Raw genomic sequence first — 18,271 nt, forward strand, 5'->3', positions numbered from 1 at the left:
TCCCGTCCGGATAAGGCAGTCTTGTCCCGTGCCCGAACCCGAAACCAGCAAGAGCCAGGCCGCAGCCCATGACGTCCATCCGCACGCCGCGACGCTGAAGCGGCTGGAGAAGTCGTCCGGATCGCTCGCCGCGCAGGCGATCACGCGGATGGACGAGACGCTGCCCTGGTACCGGGCCATGCCCCCGGAGAACCGTTCCTGGATCGGTCTGGTCGCGCAGGCGGGTATCGCCGCCTTCACCGAGTGGTTCCGGCATCCGGACGCCCCGCAGGCCATCTCCACCGACGTGTTCGGAACCGCGCCGCGCGAGCTGACCCGGGCGATCACGCTGCGCCAGACCGTGGAGATGGTGCGCACCACCATCGAGGTCATGGAGTCCGCGATCGACGAGGTCGCGGCCCCGGGCGACGAGCGGGTGCTGCGCGAGGCCCTGCTCGTGTACGCCCGCGAGATCGCCTTCGCGACCGCCCAGGTGTACGCGCAGGCCGCCGAGGCACGCGGCGCCTGGGACGCCCGCCTGGAGTCCCTGGTCGTGAACGCCGTGCTCAGCGGCGAGGCCGACGAGGGCGCCGTGTCCCGGGCCGCCGCCCTCGGGTGGAACTCGCCCGAGCACGTATGCGTCGTGCTCGGCACCGCGCCCGACGGGGACAGCGAGCTGACCGTCGAGGCCATACGGCGTGCGGCCCGGCACGCCAAACTCCAGGTGCTCACCGGGGTGCTCGGCGACCGGCTGGTCGTCATCGCGGGCGGCAGCGACAACCCGCTGGCCGTCGCCAAGTCGCTCATCGGCCCGTTCGCGGCCGGGCCGGTCGTGGCGGGCCCGGTGGTGCCCGACCTCCAGGCCGCGACCCGGTCCGCGCAGGCCGCGGCGGCGGGCCTCAAGGCGTGTTCTGCCTGGCAGGACGCCCCGCGCCCGGTGCTGGCGGACGACCTGCTCCCGGAGCGGGCGATGGCCGGTGACCCCTCGGCCCGCGACCAACTGGTGGAGGAGATCTACAGACCGCTGGAGGAGGCCGGGGCCGCGCTCCTGGAAACCCTCAGCGTCTATCTCGAACAGGCGAGCAGTCTCGAAGGCGCCGCCCGGATGCTGTTCGTCCATCCCAACACCGTCCGCTACCGGCTTCGACGTGTGACTGACGTCACCGGCTGGTCACCCTCCGATGTACGCTCTGCGTTCACCCTGCGGATCGCGCTGATCCTGGGGCGTCTGGTCGATGGAGATCTCCAGCCCTAAGGTTTTGTCGGGGCTCGACAAAACCCCCTCGTGTTCTTCGTCCCTGTCCCCACGGGCGGCCGTGCCCGTCCCCAAGAGAGAGTGTGAGAGTGCTCGTACTCGTCGCTCCCGGCCAGGGCGCCCAGACGCCCGGCTTCCTGTCTGCATGGCTCGACTTCCCCGGTGTCCGCGGTGCCCTCGAGGCCTGGTCGGACGCCGCGGGACTCGACCTGATCCGTTACGGCACCGAGGCCGACGCGGAGGAGATCCGCGACACCGCGGTGGCGCAGCCGCTGCTGGTCGCGGCCGGACTGGCGTCCGCGTCGATGCTGTTCGACGACCCGGCCGACCTCCCGCGGAAGGTCGGCGCCATCGCCGGTCACAGCGTCGGTGAGTTCACCGCGGCCTCGCTCGTCGGAGTGCTCCCCCACGAGGAGGCGCTCCGTCTGGTCCGCACCCGCGGGCTCGCCATGGCCACGGCCGCCGCCGTCACGGAGACGGGCATGGCCGCGCTGCTGGGCGGCGACCCCGAAGTGACGGTTCCGCACCTGGAGAAGCTGGGCCTGACCCCGGCGAACATCAACGGCGCGGGCCAGATCGTCGCGGCCGGCACCAAGGAGCAGCTCGCCGCGCTGGAGGCGGACAAGCCCGAGGGCGTGCGCAAGGTCGTCGCGCTGAAGGTCGCTGGCGCGTTCCACACGCACCACATGGCCCCCGCGGTCGAGACGCTGGCGAAGGCCGCCGCCGAGGCCCGGGGCACCGGTGACCCGAAGGTCACCTACGTCTCCAACAAGGACGGGCAGGCCGTCGCCGCCGGCACCGAGGTGCTGGAGCGTCTGGTCGGCCAGGTCGCCAACCCGGTCCGCTGGGACCTGTGCATGGAGACCTTCAAGGAGCTCGGTGTCACGGCCCTGATCGAGGTGTGCCCCGGCGGGACCCTCACCGGCCTCGCCAAGCGCGCCCTGCCCGGGGTGAAGACGCTGGCCCTGAAGTCCCCCGCCGACCTCGACGCGGCTCGCGAGCTCATCGCCGAGCAGAGTGCCTAGAAGGAGCCCGAGAGCATGGCGAAGATCAAGCCCAGCAAGGGCGCCCCGTACGCGCGGATCCTCGGCGTCGGCGGCTACCGCCCGACCCGGGTCGTGCCGAACGAGGTGATCCTGGAGACGATCGAGTCCTCCGACGAGTGGATCCGCTCGCGCTCCGGCATCGAGACCCGGCACTGGGCCTCCGACGAGGAGACCGTCGCCGCGATGTCGCTGGAGGCCTCCGGCAAGGCCATCGCGGACGCGGGCATCTCCGCCGAGCAGATCGGCGGCGTCATCGTCTCGACCGTCTCGCACTTCAAGCAGACCCCGGCCGTCGCCACCGAGATCGCCGACAAGCTGGGCACCGCCAAGGCCGCCGCCTTCGACATCTCGGCGGGCTGCGCGGGCTTCGGCTACGGCCTCACGCTCGCCAAGGGCATGATCGTCGAGGGCTCGGCCGAGTACGTCCTGGTGATCGGCGTCGAGCGGCTGAGCGACCTGACCGACCTGGAGGACCGCGCGACGGCCTTCCTGTTCGGCGACGGTGCCGGCGCGGTCGTGGTCGGCCCGTCCCCGGAGCCCGCGATCGGCCCGACCGTGTGGGGTTCGGAGGGTGACAAGTCCGACACCATCAAGCAGACCGTGCCGTGGACGGACTACCGCGACGGGACGGTCGAGAAGTTCCCCGCGATCACCCAGGAAGGCCAGGCGGTGTTCCGCTGGGCCGTGTTCGAGATGGCGAAGGTCGCCCAGCAGGCGCTGGACGCGGCCGGGATCACCGTGGACGACCTGGACGTCTTCATCCCGCACCAGGCCAACGTGCGGATCATCGACTCGATGGTGAAGACACTGAAACTGCCGGAGCACGTCACGGTCGCCCGTGACATCCGCACCACCGGCAACACCTCGGCCGCCTCGATTCCGCTCGCGATGGAGCGGCTCCTGGCGACCGGCGAGGCGAAGAGCGGCGACACCGCGCTCGTCATCGGCTTCGGGGCGGGTCTCGTCTACGCCGCGACTGTCGTTACCCTCCCCTAGGCACGCTGTGCCGGATCATGCGGTCCGGTACAGGAGAAACACCTGCCACACCCTCTGGAACATCTACGAAGGAGCGCCGACATGGCCGCCACTCAGGAAGAGATCGTCGCCGGTCTCGCCGAGATCGTGAACGAGATCGCCGGCATCCCGGTTGAGGACGTCCAGCTGGACAAGTCCTTCACCGACGACCTGGACGTCGACTCGCTGTCCATGGTCGAGGTCGTCGTCGCCGCCGAAGAGCGCTTCGACGTCAAGATCCCGGACGAGGACGTCAAGAACCTCAAGACCGTCGGCGACGCGACCGACTACATCCTCAAGCACCAGGGCTGATCGGTCGATCAGGCCTTCGGGCTGACTGCCCCGCCACCCGGCGGTGGCGCCGCTTAATCCTCGGATCCGTTGGAGAAAGAATTCCCGTGAGCTCGACCAATCGCACCGTGGTCGTCACCGGTATCGGCGCAACCACACCGCTGGGTGGCGACGTAGCCTCTACCTGGGAGGGCCTGGTCGCCGGACGTTCCGGCGTCAAGCCCCTGGAGCAGGACTGGGCGGCCGACCAGGCCGTCAAGATCGCGGCGCCCGTCGCCGTGGAACCGACCGAGGTCATCCCGCGGCCGCAGGCCCGCCGCCTCGACCGCTCGGCGCAGTTCGCGCTGGTCGCGGCCAAGGAGGCGTGGGCGGACGCCGGTTTCGAGGCGAAGGCCGGCGAGGACCCGGCCGTCGACCCGGACCGGCTCGGCGCGGTCATCGCCTCCGGCATCGGCGGCGTGACGACACTCCTCGACCAGTACGACGTGCTCAAGGAGAAGGGCGTCCGCCGCGTCTCCCCGCACACCGTGCCCATGCTGATGCCCAACGGCCCGTCCGCCAACGTCGGCTTGGCCGTGGGCGCCCGGGCGGGCGTGCACACGCCGGTCTCCGCCTGCGCCTCGGGCGCCGAGGCCATCGGCTACGCCATCGAGATGATCCGCACCGGCCGTGCCGACGTCGTCGTCGCCGGTGGTACGGAGGCGGCGATCCACCCGCTGCCCATCGCCGCGTTCGGCAACATGATGGCGATGTCCAAGAACAACGACGACCCGCAGGGCGCGTCGCGTCCCTACGACATGGCCCGCGACGGCTTCGTCCTCGGCGAGGGCGCCGGTGTCGTCGTCCTGGAGTCCGCCGAGCACGCCGCCAAGCGCGGGGCCCGGGTGTACGCCGAGGCGGTCGGGCAGGGCATCTCCGCCGACAGCCACGACATCGTGCAGCCGGAGCCGGAGGGACGGGGCATCTCGCAGGCCCTGCAGAACCTGCTGGAGCGCACCGACCTGGATCCGGCGGAGATCGTGCACGTCAACGCGCACGCGACGTCGACGCCGGCCGGTGACATCGCCGAGCTGAAGGCGCTGCGGAAGGTGTTCGGTGACGACACCGACCACATCGCGGTGTCCGCGACGAAGTCGATGACCGGGCATCTGCTCGGTGGTGCGGGTGGTGTCGAGACGGTGGCGACCGTGCTCGCGCTGTACCACCGGGTGGCTCCGCCGACGATCAACGTGGAGAACCTCGACCCCGAGGCCGAGGCGAACGCGGACGTGGTGCGGGGTGAGGCCCGAAAGCTGCCGGTCGACGGGCGTATCGCCGCGTTGAACGACTCGTTCGGGTTCGGTGGGCACAACGTGGTGCTGGCGTTCCGGACGGTTTGAGAAAACCTGCTCTCCACCCGTACGACATGAAGGGCCCTCACCGAGCGGTGAGGGCCCTTCACGCATGCTGAAAAGAAGTCACACCACCTGGTGGAGCCAGCGGACCGGGGCGCCCTCTCCTGCGTAGCGGAACGGCTCCAGTTCGTCGTCCCAGGGCTTGCCCAGGAGTTTGTTGAGCTCGGCCTCCAGGTCCGTCTCCCCGCGCTGGCTGCGTTGCAGCGCCGCGCGCAGGCGGTCCTCGGGGATGAGGATGTCGCCGTGGATGCCGGTGACGGCGTGGAAGATGCCCAGGTCGGGCGTGCAGCTGTAGCGTTCGCCCTCGGCCGTGGGGCAGGGTTCCGCCGTGACCTCGAAGCGGAGCAGGTGCCAGCCGCGGAGCGCGGAGGCGAGCTTGGACGCCGTGCCGGCCTGGCCCTGCCAGGAGAACTCCGAGCGCCAGGTGCCCGGGGCGGCGGGCTGACGGATCCAGTCCAGGCTGACGCGCGTACCGAGCACCCCGGCGACGGCCCACTCGACGTGCGGGCACAGCGCGCGCGGCGCCGAGTGCACGTACAGAACTCCACGTGTCGTCACCGGAACCTCCGGGCAGAGCGGGACATCTTGGAAACGGACGGAACGGCTGTGACCGGGCGGGTCACGTTGATGGCGAGGCTACCGTGCGGTGACGCAAGGAGTGTGACGTACGGTCGGTCCCGGTGCCGGGAAACGCCCGCCATTCACCCAGGGGGACGCTTGTACGGGTGTGAGCCGTTGCACCTGATCGGCCGGGAACCCTCGTGCGTTGTTATGGGTTGGGGAGACAGGCACGGCGCGGCGAGGGGACGGACCAGGGATGTGGAAGCGAAGCCAACGCTCGCGCGTCGTTCTTGCCGTGCTCGTGGCGGCCGCCCTGGGGGCCGCCGGGTGTGACGCCGTCGGGGGCGACTCCCCCGCCCCGTCCGATCCGGCCAAGCCGTCGCCCAGGCCCACGCCCCTCTGGGACCGCAGCCCGAGTTCCGTCGCGGCCGTGGGCGACTCCATCACCCGGGGTTTCGACGCCTGTGACGTGCTGTCGGACTGCCCGGAGGCGTCCTGGGCGACCGGTGCGAGCCCCGAGGTCGACTCCCTCGCCGTCCGGCTGCTGGGGCGGACGGGGGCCGCGCAGCGGAGCTGGAACTACGCCGTGACCGGGGCGCGGATGGCGGACCTGCCCGGGCAGATCGACCGGGCCGTGCGGCGCAAGCCACAGCTGGTGACGGTGATGGTGGGGGCCAACGACGCCTGTCGGGCCACGCCCTCGGCGATGACCCCGGTCACCGAGTTCCGCGCCGACTTCGAGGACTCGATGAGTTCGCTGCGCAAGGCACTGCCCAAGGCACAGGTGTTCGTGGCCAGCGTGCCGAACCTGAAGCGGCTGTGGTCGCAGGGGCGCACCAGCCCGCTGGGCAAGCAGGTCTGGCAGCTGGGCATCTGCCCGTCGATGCTGGGTGACGCGGACGCCGTGGACGCGACGGCGAACCTGCGGCGGAACACGGTGCAGAAGCGGGTGGAGGACTACAACAAGGTCCTGAAGGACGTCTGCGCCAAGGACAAGCGGTGCCGCTACGACGGGGGCGCGGTGTACGACTACCGCTTCGGCACCACCCAGTTGAGCCGCTGGGACTACTTCCACCCGAGCGTGAACGGACAGGCCCGGTTGGCGGAGATCGCCTACCGGACCGTCACGGCGGAGCGGCCCTGACCCGGGGCCTGACTTAGAGTTCCGCACATGAACGAACTCTTCGGCACACTTTCCGACGGCACGCCGGTGCACCGCTGGACCCTGGAGCGGGCGGGCGTCCGGGTGCGGATCCTGTCGTACGGCGGAATCGTGCAGTCCGTCGAGGTGCCGGACCGGGACGGCCAGGCCGGGGACGTGGTGCTGGGGTTCCCCGGCCTCGACGGCTATCTCACGCACCCGGAGCCGTATCTCGGCGCCCTGGTCGGGCGGTACGCCAACCGGATCGCCGGGGCCCGCTTCCCGCTGGACGGACGGACGTACGCGCTCGAACCGAACAACGGGCCGAACGCGCTGCACGGCGGCGTGCGGGGCTTCGACAAGCGGGTGTGGGAGGGGACGCCCGTCGAGCACGGTGTGCGGCTCGCGCGGGTCAGTCCGCACGGGGAGGAGGGCTTCCCGGGACGGCTGGAGGTCTCGGCGACGTACACGCTCCAGGAGAGCGGGGCGCTGCGGATCGCGTACGAGGCGGTGACGGACGCACCGACCGTGGTGAACCTGACGAACCACAGCTACTTCAACCTGGCCGGTTCCGGTGACGCGGGCGGTCACGAGCTGCGGCTCGCCGCCTCCCGGTACACGCCGGTGGACGCGGATCTGATCCCGACCGGCAGCCTGGCCGACGTGACCGGCACGCGCTTCGACTTCCGCGAGGCGCGCAAGGTCGGCGCCGGCTACGACCACAACTTCGTGCTCGACAAGGGTGTGACGGACGTTCCGGAACAGGTCGCGGAGCTGCACGACCCGGCGTCCGGGCGGGTGCTGACGGTGGCGACCACCGAGCCCGGACTCCAGCTGTACACCGCCGACCATCTGGGGGAGCCCTTCGCGCCGGGCGACGGCATCGCGCTGGAGACCCAGCACTTCCCCGACTCCCCGAACCGGCCGGAGTTCCCGGGCACGGTGCTGCGACCGGGCGGGGTGTACCGGTCGGAGACGGTGTACGGGTTCGGCATCCGCTAGGGGTGTCGGGGCTCTTGAGAGACCACGAGCCCCGGTCCAGGGGTCAGGTCCCGGACCGGGGCTGCTCTGTGGGGAACTTGTCCCGGATCAGACGTTAATCGTCGCGGTGATCCTGCGGTCCGTGATCGAGCGTCCGACCTGGATCTCGTACGAACCCTTCACACACGACCACGACATGGTCGTCTCGTCCCAGATCTCGAAGGCCCGGCGCGGCAGTTCGACGGTCGCCTCGACGCTCTCGCCGGGTCCCGCGTCCACGCTCGCGAAACCGGCCAGCCAGCGGGCCGGACGGGCGGGGTCGGGCTCGCCCGGGGCGAGGTAGAGCTGGACGACCTCGTGGCCGGGGCGGTCGCCGGTGTTGCGGAGGCGGACCTTCGCGGTGGTGGTGTCGGCGGCGCCTTCGACCTCGACCGACTCGTAGGTCCAGTCGGTGTAGCCGAGGCCGTGGCCGAAGGGGTAGGCGGGGGTGCGGCCCTGCTTCTCCCAGGCGCGGTAGCCGATGAAGACGCCCTCGTCGTAGGGGAGTTCGCCACCCTCCGGGACGACCTGGGTGACCGGGGCGTCGGTCAGGGAGCCCCAGGTGGTGGGCAGCCGGCCGCCGGGCTCGTGGGCGCCGGTGAGCACGTCGGCGAGGGCCGCGCCGCCCTCCTGGCCGGGGAACCAGGTGAGGAGCACGGCGGCGACGTCCTCGCGCCACGGCATCTCCACCGGGGAGCCGGAGTTGACGACCACGACGGTGTTCGGGTTGGCGGCGGCGACGGCGCGGACCAGGTCGTCCTGGCGGCCGGGCAGGCGCAGGTCCGTGCGGTCGAAGCCCTCCGACTCGACGCGGTCGGTGGTGGCGACCACGACGACCGCCGTGTCGGCGGCCCGGGCGGCCGCGGCGGCCTCGGCGATCAGCTCGTCGGGGTCGCGCTGCGGGTCCTGGTGGGCGAGGGTGAAGCCGATGGTCCGCATGGGGTGGTCGCTGGGCGGCGGGACGGTGTAGGTCAGGGAGACCTCGACCGGTTCGCCCGTGGTCAGGTCGACCCGGGCGTGGGGCACCGGGGATCCGAAGAACGCCGCGAAGGGGTCGCCGTCCTCGGCGGGGCGCTGGACGTCGTCGAAGTACGTGGTGCCCGCGACGGTCAGCCGGAAGGGGCCGAGGCCCTTGAAGCCGAAGGTGTGGGTGCCGGTCTCGCGCGGGGTGAAGGTGCCCGTCAGCTCGACGGTCGCCAGGGTGTCGTGGGTGACGCCGTCGGGGAGGTCGTCGCCCATCCACTGGATGTGGCCGCCGGCGGTCGAGCGGGTGCCGATGACGGTGCCCTCGCTGTCGCGGCACACGGCGCGCAGCTCGAAGCCCTGGTCGGCGACGGGGAGTTCGGTGTTCGGGTCGGCGCCGAGGGCGTAGGTGAGGCTGCCGTCGGGGAGGGCGGCGGTGAGGCCGTCGAGCGGGGAGACGGTCCGGGCGGGGAAGACGGTGGCGGAGCCGCCGCCGAGGACGCGGGCGTCGCGGGCGGCGGCGCCGATCAGCGCGACCCTGCCGGGCTTCAGCGGCAGCGCGCCGCTGTCGTTGCGGACGAGGACGAAGGAGCGGCGGGCGATCTCGCGGGCGAGCGACTCGCCGTGGACGGGCTCGGGCAGGTCGGTGACGGCCGGTTCGGCGCCCTCCAGGACGCCGACCCGGGCGGCGAGGCGCAGGACCCGGCGGACGGCCTCGTCGACCTGGGTCTCGTCGGCCTCGCCGTCCCGTACGGCCTGGGCGAGGGCCTCGCCGTAGACGGTCTGCGGGCCGGGCATGGCGATGTCGAGGCCGCCGGCGAGGGCGCCGGTGGTGGAGCGGGCGGCGGTCCAGTCGGAGACGTTGATCCCGTCGAAGCCCCACTCGCCGCGCAGGACCTCGTTGACCAGGTAGTGGTGCTCGGTCATCGTCGTGCCGTTGACCGTGTTGTAGGCGGTCATGATGCCCCAGGGGTGGGCGTTCTCGACGATCGCCTCGAAGGGGGCCAGGTACACCTCGCGCAGGGCGCGTTCGCTGACGAGGTTGTTCACGGTGAGGCGGTCGGTCTCGGCGTCGTTGGCGACGAAGTGCTTGACGGTGGTGCCGACGCCGCCGGACTGGACGCCCCGGACGTACGCGGCGCCGATCCGTCCCGTGAGGTACGGATCCTCGCTGTAGGCCTCGAAGTGGCGGCCGCCGAGCGGGGAGCGGTGCAGGTTGACCGTGGGGGCGAGCAGGACGTGGACGCCCTTGCGGCGGGCCTCCTGCGCCAGCAGCACGCCGGCCCGGTGGGCGAGCCCCGGGTCCCAGGTGGCGGCGAGGGCGGTCGGTGAGGGCAGGGCGACGGACGGGTCGTCGGCGCTCCAGTGCACCCCGCGGACGCCGATCGGGCCGTCGGACATGACCAGTGAGGCCAGTCCCGCTTCGGGCAGGGCGGGCAGGCTCCACATGTCCTGGCCGGCCAGCAGCCGTGTCTTGGCGTCCAGGTCGAGCTTGCCGAGGGCCGCCTCGACCGCCGCCTCGCGCCGTACTTCTGCTGTCTCCGCCACGTCGGCACCTCCACGTCGAAAGCCGCTGGATGTCACCATCGTGCCCGGGTTCCCTGTGATGCGGTAGGTTTCGTTACCTCCTCGTGATGATGAGCGGTTCGACATGTCGTACGGTGACGCCATGACGGCCAGGACGAGGAGCGAGGAGCGGCGCGCTGAGATCGTGCGGGCCGCTCTGGAGGTGATCGCCGAGCGCGGCTACCGGGGGGCGAGCCTGGCCGCGGTCGCCGAGCGGGTCGGGCTCACCCAGCAGGGGCTGCTGCACCACTTCCCGACCAAGGAGGCACTGCTGGTCGCGGTGCTCCAGGACCGGGACCGCTGGGACGCGATGCCCGCGGGGCGGCTGCGGCTGGACCTGCTGGCCTCGCTCGTCGAGTACAACGCGATGCGGCCCGCCCTCATCCAGACCTTCTCGGCGCTGCTCGGCGAGAGCGTCACGGAAGGGCATCCGGCGCGGACGTACTTCACGGAGCGCTACGTCGGGGTGCGTGAGGGCATGGCCGAGGTGCTGCGCGCCGAGTACGGTGACCGGCTGCCCAGCGGCCTCACCCCCGAGCGCGCCGCACCCCTCCTCGTGGCGGTCCTGGACGGGCTGCAGTACCAGTGGCTGCTGGACCCGGAGTCGGTCGACATGGCGTCCGCGTTCCGTGACTTCCTGACCCTGCTCGGCGAGAACGAGGACTGACCTAGCGGCCGGGGACGGCCGCCACGACCTCCACCTCGACGAGGGCCTCCGGGCGGAAGAGCCGGGAGACCTCGAAGGTCATGCTGGTCGGCGGGGTGCCGGTGAGGAACCGCCGTCGCACGGTGCCGTATTCGTCCAGCTTCGAGATGTCGGTCAGGTACGTGCGGATGCTGATCACGTCCGCCAGGGTGGCGCCGTGTGCCTCCAGCAGCGCGGCGAGGGTCTGGAAGACGCCCCGGGTCTGCTCGGCGAGGGTGTCGCCCTCGGCGATCTGGCCGGAGACGAACAACAGGGCGCTGCCGTCGGGGTGTTCGACGCGGGCGACCTGGGAGTAGTACGGGCTGAGCGGCTGCGGTGCGGAGGCGGGGTTGTCCAGCGTGATCTGCATGACGTCGACGCTAGGCGGGGTGCGGATGATGCGACAAGCGAATGTCTAGCATGGCCGCCATGCCGTACACGCATGGCGCGACACCCGACCTCTCCACCGTCTGGCTGCGGGCCTTCCTGGAGGTCGCCCGGCACGGCTCGTTCACCGGGGCCGCACGAACGCTCGGCTGGACGCAGTCGGCGGTGTCCCGCCAAGTGGCCTCGTTGGAAACCGCGTTGGGCGGCGGCCCGCTCTTCGACCGGCTGCCGCGCGGGGTGCGGCTGACGGAGGCGGGGCGGCTCCTGGTGCCCTACGCCGAGACGGTCACCACCGCGCTGCACGACGCCCGGCGCGACCTCGACACCCTGCGCGAGGCGGCCGGCGGACGGCTCCGGTTCGGCGCCTTCGCCACCGCCGACGCGGCCCTGGTGCCGCACGCCCTGGCCCGTTTCCGCGCCCGCCACCCCCGGGTCCGCGTCATCCGCGAGGAGGGCTTCACCCCCGCTCTGCTGGACCGGCTGACGGCCGGTCACCTGGACCTGGCGATCGTGTCCACGACGGGCCGCGCCCCGCTGGACGCGTACGCGCTGCACCACCTCCTCGACGAGCCGCTGTACGTCGCCGTCCCCGCCGGGCATCCGCTCGCCGGTCACGAGGGCCCGGTGCCGCTCGGCCGGTTCGCCGACGCCGACTGGATCTGCGGCAGCGCGCGTCCCGAGGGCACCCTCCTGGACGCGGCCCTGCGCCAGGGCTTTTGCCCGCGTGTCGCCCACGTCGTCGGCGAATGGACCGCCAAGCAGGGCTACGTCGCCGCCGGGCTCGGTGTGACGCTCGTGCCGGCGCTCGCCGCCGGGGCCGTCCGTCCGGACATCAGGCTGCTGCGGGTGCTCGACGAGGGCGCCCCGGCCCGGGCGGTGTACGCGGCGACCGTGCGGGGGCGGTCCCTGACCCCTGCGGCCGTGGCCTTCCTCGACGCGCTGCGGGAGGCGGCGGCGAAGATCCCCGCCTGAGCCCCGCCCCATGGCGCGGGCCCCAGCCGTCACGCGATACTGCCGCCGTCCGGCACCACGCAGCACCCCCACCGTGACGGAAGGCCTGAACCCCCTTGAAGTCCATACGCGTTCGCCTCGGCGTCCTCGGGCTTGCCCTGCTGACCGGCCTGGCCACCCCGACGGCCGCGAGCGCCGCCGAGGCGGCCCCCTCCCCCACCGTCGAGGAGCGGCGGCTCGACCGAGCCGTCCCGCAGGAGATCCTGCGTCGCTCCGGATTCGACACCGTCGCCCCGAGGTTCGCCCGGGCCCTGGACGAGGCCCGTTCCTATGCGCAGGCACGCCGGGCCGTCGTACGCGAGGGAACGGAGCTGTGGCGGCGGGCCGTCGACCGGGCGCAGGGGCGTGGTCCGGCGGGCGGGGACCTCAGCCGGGACGACGACCGGCCGCTGTACTGGGCGCGGCTCGGCATGACGCGTGAAGTGCGCACCTGGGATCCGGAGTTCGGCCTGACGGACGGGCAGCGGGCCGCGCTGCTGGACGAACTGGAGCGCACCTCACGCGGTCAGACGGCCATCGGCTACCCGCACGGCAAGGCCCTGAAGCGGATCCTGGTCACCGGCTTCGACCCGTTCACCCTGGACCGGGACATCCGTATCTCCAACCCGTCCGGCGCCACCGCGCTCGCCCTCGACGGCACCGTGATCGAGACGGCGGACGGCCCGGCCCGGATCGAGACGGCCGTGTTCCCGGTGCGCTGGCGGGACTTCACGCAGGGCACCGTGGAGCGGACGCTGCGGCCGTATCTGCCGGAGGTCGACCTGTTCACGACCGTGAGCCAGGGCCGGGTCGGACGGTTCGACGTCGAGCGGACCAACGGGGCCTGGCGGGGCGGCTTCGCCGACAACGACACCATCGGCCGCACGGAGACCATCCCCGTCACCGACCCGGCCTCGCAGCCGCAGTGGACGACGACCACGCTGCCGTACCGGGCGATCGTCGCCGCGGACACCGGCCGTTTCCCGGTGTACGACAACACCGGCGTCACGGAGATCCCGGCGGGCGGCACGGAGCCCGTCGTCCGCCCGGACGGGCCGACGCCCGGCTCGACCGCCCGGGAAGGCGGCGGCGGTGACTACCTCTCCAACGAGATCGCCTACCGGGCGACGCTGCTGCGGGACCGGCTGGGACTGCACGACAGGCTGCCGGGCGGGCATGTGCACACGCCCGTGCTCCAGTTCGGCGCCGGGAACACCACCGAGGTCACCGACCCGGAGTTCGTGCGGAACCGGCTGGACATCATCGCGCAGGTGAGGACGATCCTGAGGGTGGCTGCGGAGGAGTCGTGACGGCCCCGTCGCCCTCCGCGCCGTCCTCCCGGATCTCCTCGCCCAGCAGGTCACGCGCCATGAGGGTGGCGCCGGCGACCGCGCCCGGCATCAGGAACACCGCGACGAACGGGACCAGGAAGGCCACGGCCAGCGGCGTGCCGAAGCCCCAGACGAGGGTCTTGCGGGAGCGGAGCAGGCCGAGGCGGGTGCGCAGTTCGACGCCGCGGCGCTGGAGGGCGACGGCGGTCAGTTCCTCGGTGAGGAAGAACCCGGTGACGAAGAACCCGATCACCGGTACGGCCGTCTGGCCGACGACGGGGATGAAACCGCACGCGAACAGCAGCACGCCCCACAGGGCGGCCCGGACGACGATCCGCAGGCTGTCCCGGGCGGAGATCCACAACTCCCGCCAGAGCGGCAGGCCGGACTCGGGGGCGTGGCCGTCCGGGGACACGTCCCGGTCGACCTTCTCGGAGAGGTTCTCGTAGAAGGGCTGCCCGATCAGCAGGGTCACCGCGGTGAACGTCACGACGGCGAGGAGCAGGGCGAGGGCGAACAGCACGGCGGTCAGGAAGCCGCGGAAGAGCCCGAGCCACGGGCTCGACCAGTCGTCGGCGAACGGGGTGGCCCAGGCGACGGCGTCCTCGCCCCACAGCGCCGAAGCAACGAGCGCCGCCGCGTACAGGACGAGGGTGATCAGGCCCGGGAGCAGCCCGAAGCCGTACTGCTTGCCGTGCCGGGCCACCCACCGCTGGCCCTTCAGCAGGTATCGGAAACCCACCCCGAGATCGCTCATGGGAAAACCCTATCGGGGCAGGCCAAGCCACTCCCCGACAGGGCCGTACGGGTCACCGGTGACACCAAGGCGGCCTTGTTGCCGTTGAGTCGAACCGGTACACCTCCCCGTACCGATCTCAGGAAGCCCCGGAGGAGGTACGCGTGCGCACCACGAGAACCGTTCCTGCGAGACCTGTACTGATCGTCACCCTCACCCTCGCCACGGCGGGTTCGCTCCTGCTCGGCCCCGATTCCGCCGGCGCGGACCCGAAGCCCGTCACCCGCGAGAGCGCTGCCGTGGACGACCGGGCGGCCGAGGCTCCCGCGAGCGCGGCCCGGCGGGCCCTGGCCGCTCCCGAAGAGACCTCCACCGGCACGGCCACCCGCGGCTACCCGCGCCGCCAGGTCCTCTCCCCCGACCCGGAGAACCCCGGGGACAAGTCACTGAAGCTGGGCCTCACCCCGTACCACGCGATCGCCCCGAGGCTGAACGCCCTGCAACGTCTCGGCGACCGGGTCAGCGTGGAGGTGACCGGCCGTTCGGCCGGTGGCCACCGCCTCTACCTCGTCACCGTCACCGCCCCGGAGACCACCCGACAGGCCCGCGCCCAGGAGCGCATGCGCGAGCTGATCGAGAACGCGCCCGCGACGGCCGCCAAGTCCCATGAGATCAAGCGCGGTTACAAGACCCCGGTCTTCGTCAACAGCAACATCCACGGCAACGAGTGGGAGGGCACGGACGCCTCCCTGAAGATCGTCGAGCAGCTCGCGACCGCCAAGGACGCCAAGACCCGCGACCTCCTCGCCCACAGCCGCCTGTACTTCAACATCACGGCCAACCCGGACGGCCGGATCGCCGGCACCCGCGCCAACGCGAACGGCTTCGACCTGAACCGCGACTTCGTCACCGCCTCCCAGCCCGAGACCCGCGCGATGCGGCGGATCGAGCTCGACACGCAGCCGGCGGTCCTGCTCGACCTGCACGGCTACGTGAACGGCACCCTCATCGAGCCCACCACTCCCCCGCACGGCGAGAACTACGAGTACGACCTGTTCCTGAAGAACAGCTACGCCAACGCCCTCGGCATGGAGTCCGCCGTCAACGCCCTCGGCTACACGCCCGCGAAGGACGGCGTCGAACCGGCCCAGATCCCGTTCCGCGACCAGGAGGAGGGCTGGGACGACTGGCCGCCGATCTTCACCCCGCAGTACGCGGCCTTCCACGGCACGGTCGCCGCGCACACGGTGGAGATCCCGCTGGCGGTGAACAACGAGGAGTACGACGAACTGCCCGTCCCGGAGCTGCGCCGCCGCTCGGCGGTCAACACGGCCGTGGCGGGCGCGGCGATCCGCGCGACCCTGAACCACGTCCGGGAGCAGCGCACCACGCTCGTCGCCGACCAGATCGAGGTCTTCCGCCGTGGCGCGGCCGGCGCCCCGCAGGTACCGGTGTCACCGGAGACGGTCCCCGGCGTCCCCGGCATCGGCCCGGAGGACGTCTACACGACCACGTTCCCGCGCGCCTACGTCATCCCGCCCGGCGGCTCCCGCGCCCAGCGCTCGGCCCCGGCAGCGGCCCGCCTCGTCGACCACCTCCTCGCCAACGACGTCCGTGTCACCCGCGCCATGCGCCCCTTCCGGCTCGCCGGACGGACGTATCCCGAGGGCTCGTACGTCGTCGACCTGCACCAGCCCAAGCGCGGCATGGCGAACGTGCTGCTGGCCGACGGCCGGGACATCAGCGGCAAGGTGTCGGTGATGTACGACATCTCGGGCTGGAGCCTGGGCCGCCTGTGGGGCGCCACGGTCGAGCGGGTGCCGTCGGGCACCCTGCGGGGCGCTCCCCTGCGCCCGGTCACCGGGGCCGCGCCGGTCGCCCGGGTGCCCGTTCACGGCAACCTGCGCCTGCGGCTGACCGACCCGCGCGAGGTCGCGGCCCTCAACTCCCTTCTGCAGCAGGGGGTTCCGGTACGCCAGGGGCCGGACGGCAGCGCGATCGTCCCGGCGTCGGCCCGCCGCGCGGCGGTCGCGGCCGCCCGTACGCACGACGTCTCCTTCGCGGCCACACGGCTCACCGGCGGCACGCCCCTGCACCGCCTCCGGGTCGCCGCCGCCGTCACGCCGGGTGAGCTGTTTGCCCTGCGGGAGATGAACTTCGACGTCACGCCGGTCTCGACGGCGGTTCTGAACGCGGGCTTCGACTGGTCCGGCACGGACGTGCTGTTCGTGTCCGCCGGCCTGGACCACGCCGCCCTGACCGCCCCGGCCCGCGGGGCCCTCGACGCCTTCCTGGACGACCACGGCCTGGTCGGCCGGGGCGCGACGGGAGCGGCCCTGAACGCGGCGGCGGGCCGGCTGGCCGTGACGCCGGTCGAGGGCAACACGGACGCGAACGGCGTCGTACGGACGGAGAACACCGGCCGCGTCACGCACGGCGCTCCGGCGCACGCCTTCGTCTACGCCCCGCTGTGGTTCACCGGCCTCGGCCCCGACGTGCGCGTGGAACAGTCGTACGCGACCGGGAATTCGCTCGTCTCCGGACACTGGCGCCCGCTGCGGGACGGCACCGGCGGTCCCGCGGCGGCAGCGGGACAGGCCTCGGTGGTCAGCGGCGGACGGACGGTCCTGTTCGGCACCGAACCACTTTTCCGAGACCATCCCAAGGGGGAATTCCCGCAGGTGGCGAGGGCATTGTTCACAGTGGCACACAGCGGTTCAGTTGAGGAGAGCGGATGACGCAGGAGATCCACGGCACGGTGGCCGACGGCTTCGAGGGGGTGCGCGAGGAGTTCGCCGCGTTCGTGGCCGGGGAGCGCCCCGACTACGAGGGCCAGCTGTGCGCCTACGTCCACGGTCGCAGGGTCGTCGACCTGTGGGCGGGGACCGACGCGGACGCCCTCTACGGCGTGTTCTCGTCCACCAAGGGCGCCGCCTACCTGGTCGTGGCCCTCCTCGTCCAGGACGGCACGCTCGAACTGGACCGCAAAGTGACGTACTACTGGCCGGAGTTCTCGGCCGAGGGCAAGGGCGCCCTGACCCTGCGCGATCTGCTCGCGCACCGGGCGGGTGTGGTCGGCACGGACACCGGCTTCACCCTCGCGGAGCTGGCCGACGACCGCCAGCTCGCCGAACGCCTCGCGGACCAGCGGCCGTTCTGGCGCCCCGGCACGGCGTTCGGCTACCACGCGATGGTCAGCGGCGCCCTGGTCGGCGAGGTCGTGCGCCGCGCCACGGGCCGCACGCTCCAGGATGTCTACCAGGAGCGGATCCGCACCCCGTACGCCCTGGACTTCCACCTCGGCCTGCCCGCGCCCCACGAGCCGCGCTTCCGCACCACCCAGCCGATGGCCCCGACCCCGGACCAGCAGGCCCTCCTCGACGCCACGCCCACGGGTCCGCACACGCTCGCCTCGATCGCCTTCAACCGCAACGCCGCGGAACCGACCGACCTCGCCTCGCTGCCCAACATGCCGCTGGTGCGCGCCAAGGGCCCGGCCTCGGTTGGCGGGGTGGCGTCCGCGCGGGGCCTGGCCGGGATGTACGCGGCGGCGATCAGCGAGGTGGGCGAGCAGGCGCCGCTGCTGAAGCCGGACACGGTGGCGGAGTTCGGCCAGATCCACTCGGTCGGCTACGACCTGGTGTCACGTGCCCACAGGGCGTTCGGGCTCGGCTTCCAGATGACGGCCGACGTGGCGCACCCGTTCCTCGGCGCCGGGACGATCGGGCACAGCGGCGCGGGCGGCTCACAGGCCTTCGCGGACCCGTGGAGCGGCCTGGCGTACGGCTACACACGCCGCCGTTTCCCCTTCCCAGGCGGCGCGGCCCCGGAGAACGACCGCCTGGCGCAGGCGATCCACACGGCGGCGCTCGCGCTCTGAGGCCCGGGCACGGGCGGAGGCCGCACCCCACG

General features: G+C 72.2%; 16 protein-coding genes. 12 read left to right on the forward strand and 4 right to left on the reverse strand.

Translation table 11 applies throughout. The annotated features are described in order from the left end of the window. Positions 1–28 precede the first annotated feature (28 nt). From fasR to fabF, 5 genes are all read left to right on the forward strand, one after another. A complete protein-coding gene (gene fasR / locus QF034_RS12030; RefSeq protein WP_307174936.1) occupies positions 29–1,234 on the forward strand; it encodes a fatty acid biosynthesis transcriptional regulator FasR in 1,206 nt (401 codons plus the stop codon). 89 nt (positions 1,235–1,323) lie between these two features. Beyond that, entirely contained in the window at positions 1,324–2,259 is a 936-nt protein-coding gene (locus QF034_RS12035) for an ACP S-malonyltransferase (protein WP_307174937.1), read from the forward strand. 15 nt (positions 2,260–2,274) lie between these two features. Continuing rightward, a complete protein-coding gene (locus tag QF034_RS12040; protein WP_307174938.1) occupies positions 2,275–3,276 on the forward strand; it encodes a ketoacyl-ACP synthase III in 1,002 nt (333 codons plus the stop codon). An 81-nt stretch (positions 3,277–3,357) separates the two neighbouring features. Next, positions 3,358–3,606 (forward strand): acyl carrier protein, encoded by a 249-nt coding sequence (locus QF034_RS12045; protein ID WP_003989952.1) that lies wholly within the window; start codon positions 3,358–3,360, stop codon positions 3,604–3,606. An 86-nt stretch (positions 3,607–3,692) separates the two neighbouring features. Continuing rightward, positions 3,693–4,964: a beta-ketoacyl-ACP synthase II gene (gene fabF, locus QF034_RS12050; protein ID WP_307174939.1), complete on the forward strand. Its 1,272-nt coding sequence runs from the start codon at positions 3,693–3,695 to the stop codon at positions 4,962–4,964. Between the two features lie 78 nt (positions 4,965–5,042). Here the strand turns inward: fabF and QF034_RS12055 are convergent, their stop codons facing one another. Continuing rightward, the gene (locus QF034_RS12055) at positions 5,043–5,537 is read right to left on the reverse strand and encodes a DUF3145 domain-containing protein (RefSeq protein ID WP_010048534.1); all 495 of its coding nucleotides are present in this window, start codon (positions 5,535–5,537) and stop codon (positions 5,043–5,045) included. A gap of 259 nt (positions 5,538–5,796) precedes the next feature. Between QF034_RS12055 and QF034_RS12060 the strand changes: the two genes are divergently transcribed. Next, on the forward strand, positions 5,797–6,684 hold the full coding sequence (locus tag QF034_RS12060; RefSeq protein WP_307174940.1) for an SGNH/GDSL hydrolase family protein: 888 nt from the start codon (positions 5,797–5,799) through the stop codon (positions 6,682–6,684). Between the two features lie 27 nt (positions 6,685–6,711). Then, positions 6,712–7,683 (forward strand): aldose epimerase family protein, encoded by a 972-nt coding sequence (locus tag QF034_RS12065; protein ID WP_307174941.1) that lies wholly within the window; start codon positions 6,712–6,714, stop codon positions 7,681–7,683. Positions 7,684–7,770: 87 nt separating this feature from the next. On the opposite strand, the gene QF034_RS12070 is transcribed toward QF034_RS12065, so the two are convergent. Beyond that, positions 7,771–10,251: a glycoside hydrolase family 3 protein gene (locus QF034_RS12070; RefSeq protein ID WP_307174942.1), complete on the reverse strand. Its 2,481-nt coding sequence runs from the start codon at positions 10,249–10,251 to the stop codon at positions 7,771–7,773. Positions 10,252–10,315: 64 nt separating this feature from the next. Here QF034_RS12070 and QF034_RS12075 point away from each other — a divergent pair, with 64 nt between their 5' ends. After that, positions 10,316–10,897, forward strand: a complete 582-nt coding sequence (locus QF034_RS12075) for a TetR/AcrR family transcriptional regulator (RefSeq protein WP_307174943.1) — start codon at positions 10,316–10,318, stop codon at positions 10,895–10,897. Between the two features lies 1 nt (position 10,898). On the opposite strand, the gene QF034_RS12080 is transcribed toward QF034_RS12075, so the two are convergent. Then, a complete protein-coding gene (locus QF034_RS12080; protein ID WP_307174944.1) occupies positions 10,899–11,285 on the reverse strand; it encodes a RidA family protein in 387 nt (128 codons plus the stop codon). 50 nt (positions 11,286–11,335) lie between these two features. Here QF034_RS12080 and QF034_RS12085 point away from each other — a divergent pair, with 50 nt between their 5' ends. Further along, a complete protein-coding gene (locus tag QF034_RS12085) occupies positions 11,336–12,274 on the forward strand; it encodes a LysR family transcriptional regulator (RefSeq protein WP_307174945.1) in 939 nt (312 codons plus the stop codon). A gap of 95 nt (positions 12,275–12,369) precedes the next feature. Further along, entirely contained in the window at positions 12,370–13,602 is a 1,233-nt protein-coding gene (locus QF034_RS12090) for a pyroglutamyl-peptidase I (protein ID WP_307174946.1), read from the forward strand. On the opposite strand, the gene QF034_RS12095 is transcribed toward QF034_RS12090, so the two are convergent. Next, positions 13,553–14,380: an EI24 domain-containing protein gene (locus QF034_RS12095; protein ID WP_307174947.1), complete on the reverse strand. Its 828-nt coding sequence runs from the start codon at positions 14,378–14,380 to the stop codon at positions 13,553–13,555. The genes QF034_RS12090 and QF034_RS12095 overlap by 50 nt on opposite strands. A 143-nt stretch (positions 14,381–14,523) precedes the next feature. Here QF034_RS12095 and QF034_RS12100 point away from each other — a divergent pair, with 143 nt between their 5' ends. Further along, on the forward strand, positions 14,524–17,097 hold the full coding sequence (locus QF034_RS12100) for a M14 family zinc carboxypeptidase (protein WP_307174948.1): 2,574 nt from the start codon (positions 14,524–14,526) through the stop codon (positions 17,095–17,097). Next, the gene (locus tag QF034_RS12105; RefSeq protein WP_307174949.1) at positions 17,094–18,239 is read left to right on the forward strand and encodes a serine hydrolase domain-containing protein; all 1,146 of its coding nucleotides are present in this window, start codon (positions 17,094–17,096) and stop codon (positions 18,237–18,239) included. The genes QF034_RS12100 and QF034_RS12105 overlap by 4 nt, the downstream gene beginning before the upstream one ends. Positions 18,240–18,271: the final 32 nt, after the last annotated feature.

The organism is Streptomyces africanus, from assembly GCF_030816955.1.
GTDB classification, from domain to species: Bacteria; Actinomycetota; Actinomycetes; order Streptomycetales; family Streptomycetaceae; genus Streptomyces; species Streptomyces africanus.

Excerpts from the sequence above, each read along its gene's own strand:
- QF034_RS12070 (WP_307174942.1), bottom strand. The coding sequence starts at position 10,251 with ATGGTGACATCCAGCGGCTTTCGACGTGGAGGTGCCGACGTGGCGGAG.
- QF034_RS12065 (WP_307174941.1), top strand. The coding sequence starts at position 6,712 with ATGAACGAACTCTTCGGCACACTTTCCGACGGCACGCCGGTGCACCGC.
- QF034_RS12060 (WP_307174940.1), top strand. The coding sequence starts at position 5,797 with ATGTGGAAGCGAAGCCAACGCTCGCGCGTCGTTCTTGCCGTGCTCGTG.
- QF034_RS12085 (WP_307174945.1), top strand. The coding sequence starts at position 11,336 with ATGGCCGCCATGCCGTACACGCATGGCGCGACACCCGACCTCTCCACC.
- QF034_RS12075 (WP_307174943.1), top strand. The coding sequence starts at position 10,316 with ATGTCGTACGGTGACGCCATGACGGCCAGGACGAGGAGCGAGGAGCGG.
- QF034_RS12105 (WP_307174949.1), top strand. The coding sequence starts at position 17,094 with ATGACGCAGGAGATCCACGGCACGGTGGCCGACGGCTTCGAGGGGGTG.
- QF034_RS12080 (WP_307174944.1), bottom strand. The coding sequence starts at position 11,285 with ATGCAGATCACGCTGGACAACCCCGCCTCCGCACCGCAGCCGCTCAGC.
- QF034_RS12095 (WP_307174947.1), bottom strand. The coding sequence starts at position 14,380 with ATGAGCGATCTCGGGGTGGGTTTCCGATACCTGCTGAAGGGCCAGCGG.
- QF034_RS12040 (WP_307174938.1), top strand. The coding sequence starts at position 2,275 with ATGGCGAAGATCAAGCCCAGCAAGGGCGCCCCGTACGCGCGGATCCTC.
- QF034_RS12045 (WP_003989952.1), top strand. The coding sequence starts at position 3,358 with ATGGCCGCCACTCAGGAAGAGATCGTCGCCGGTCTCGCCGAGATCGTG.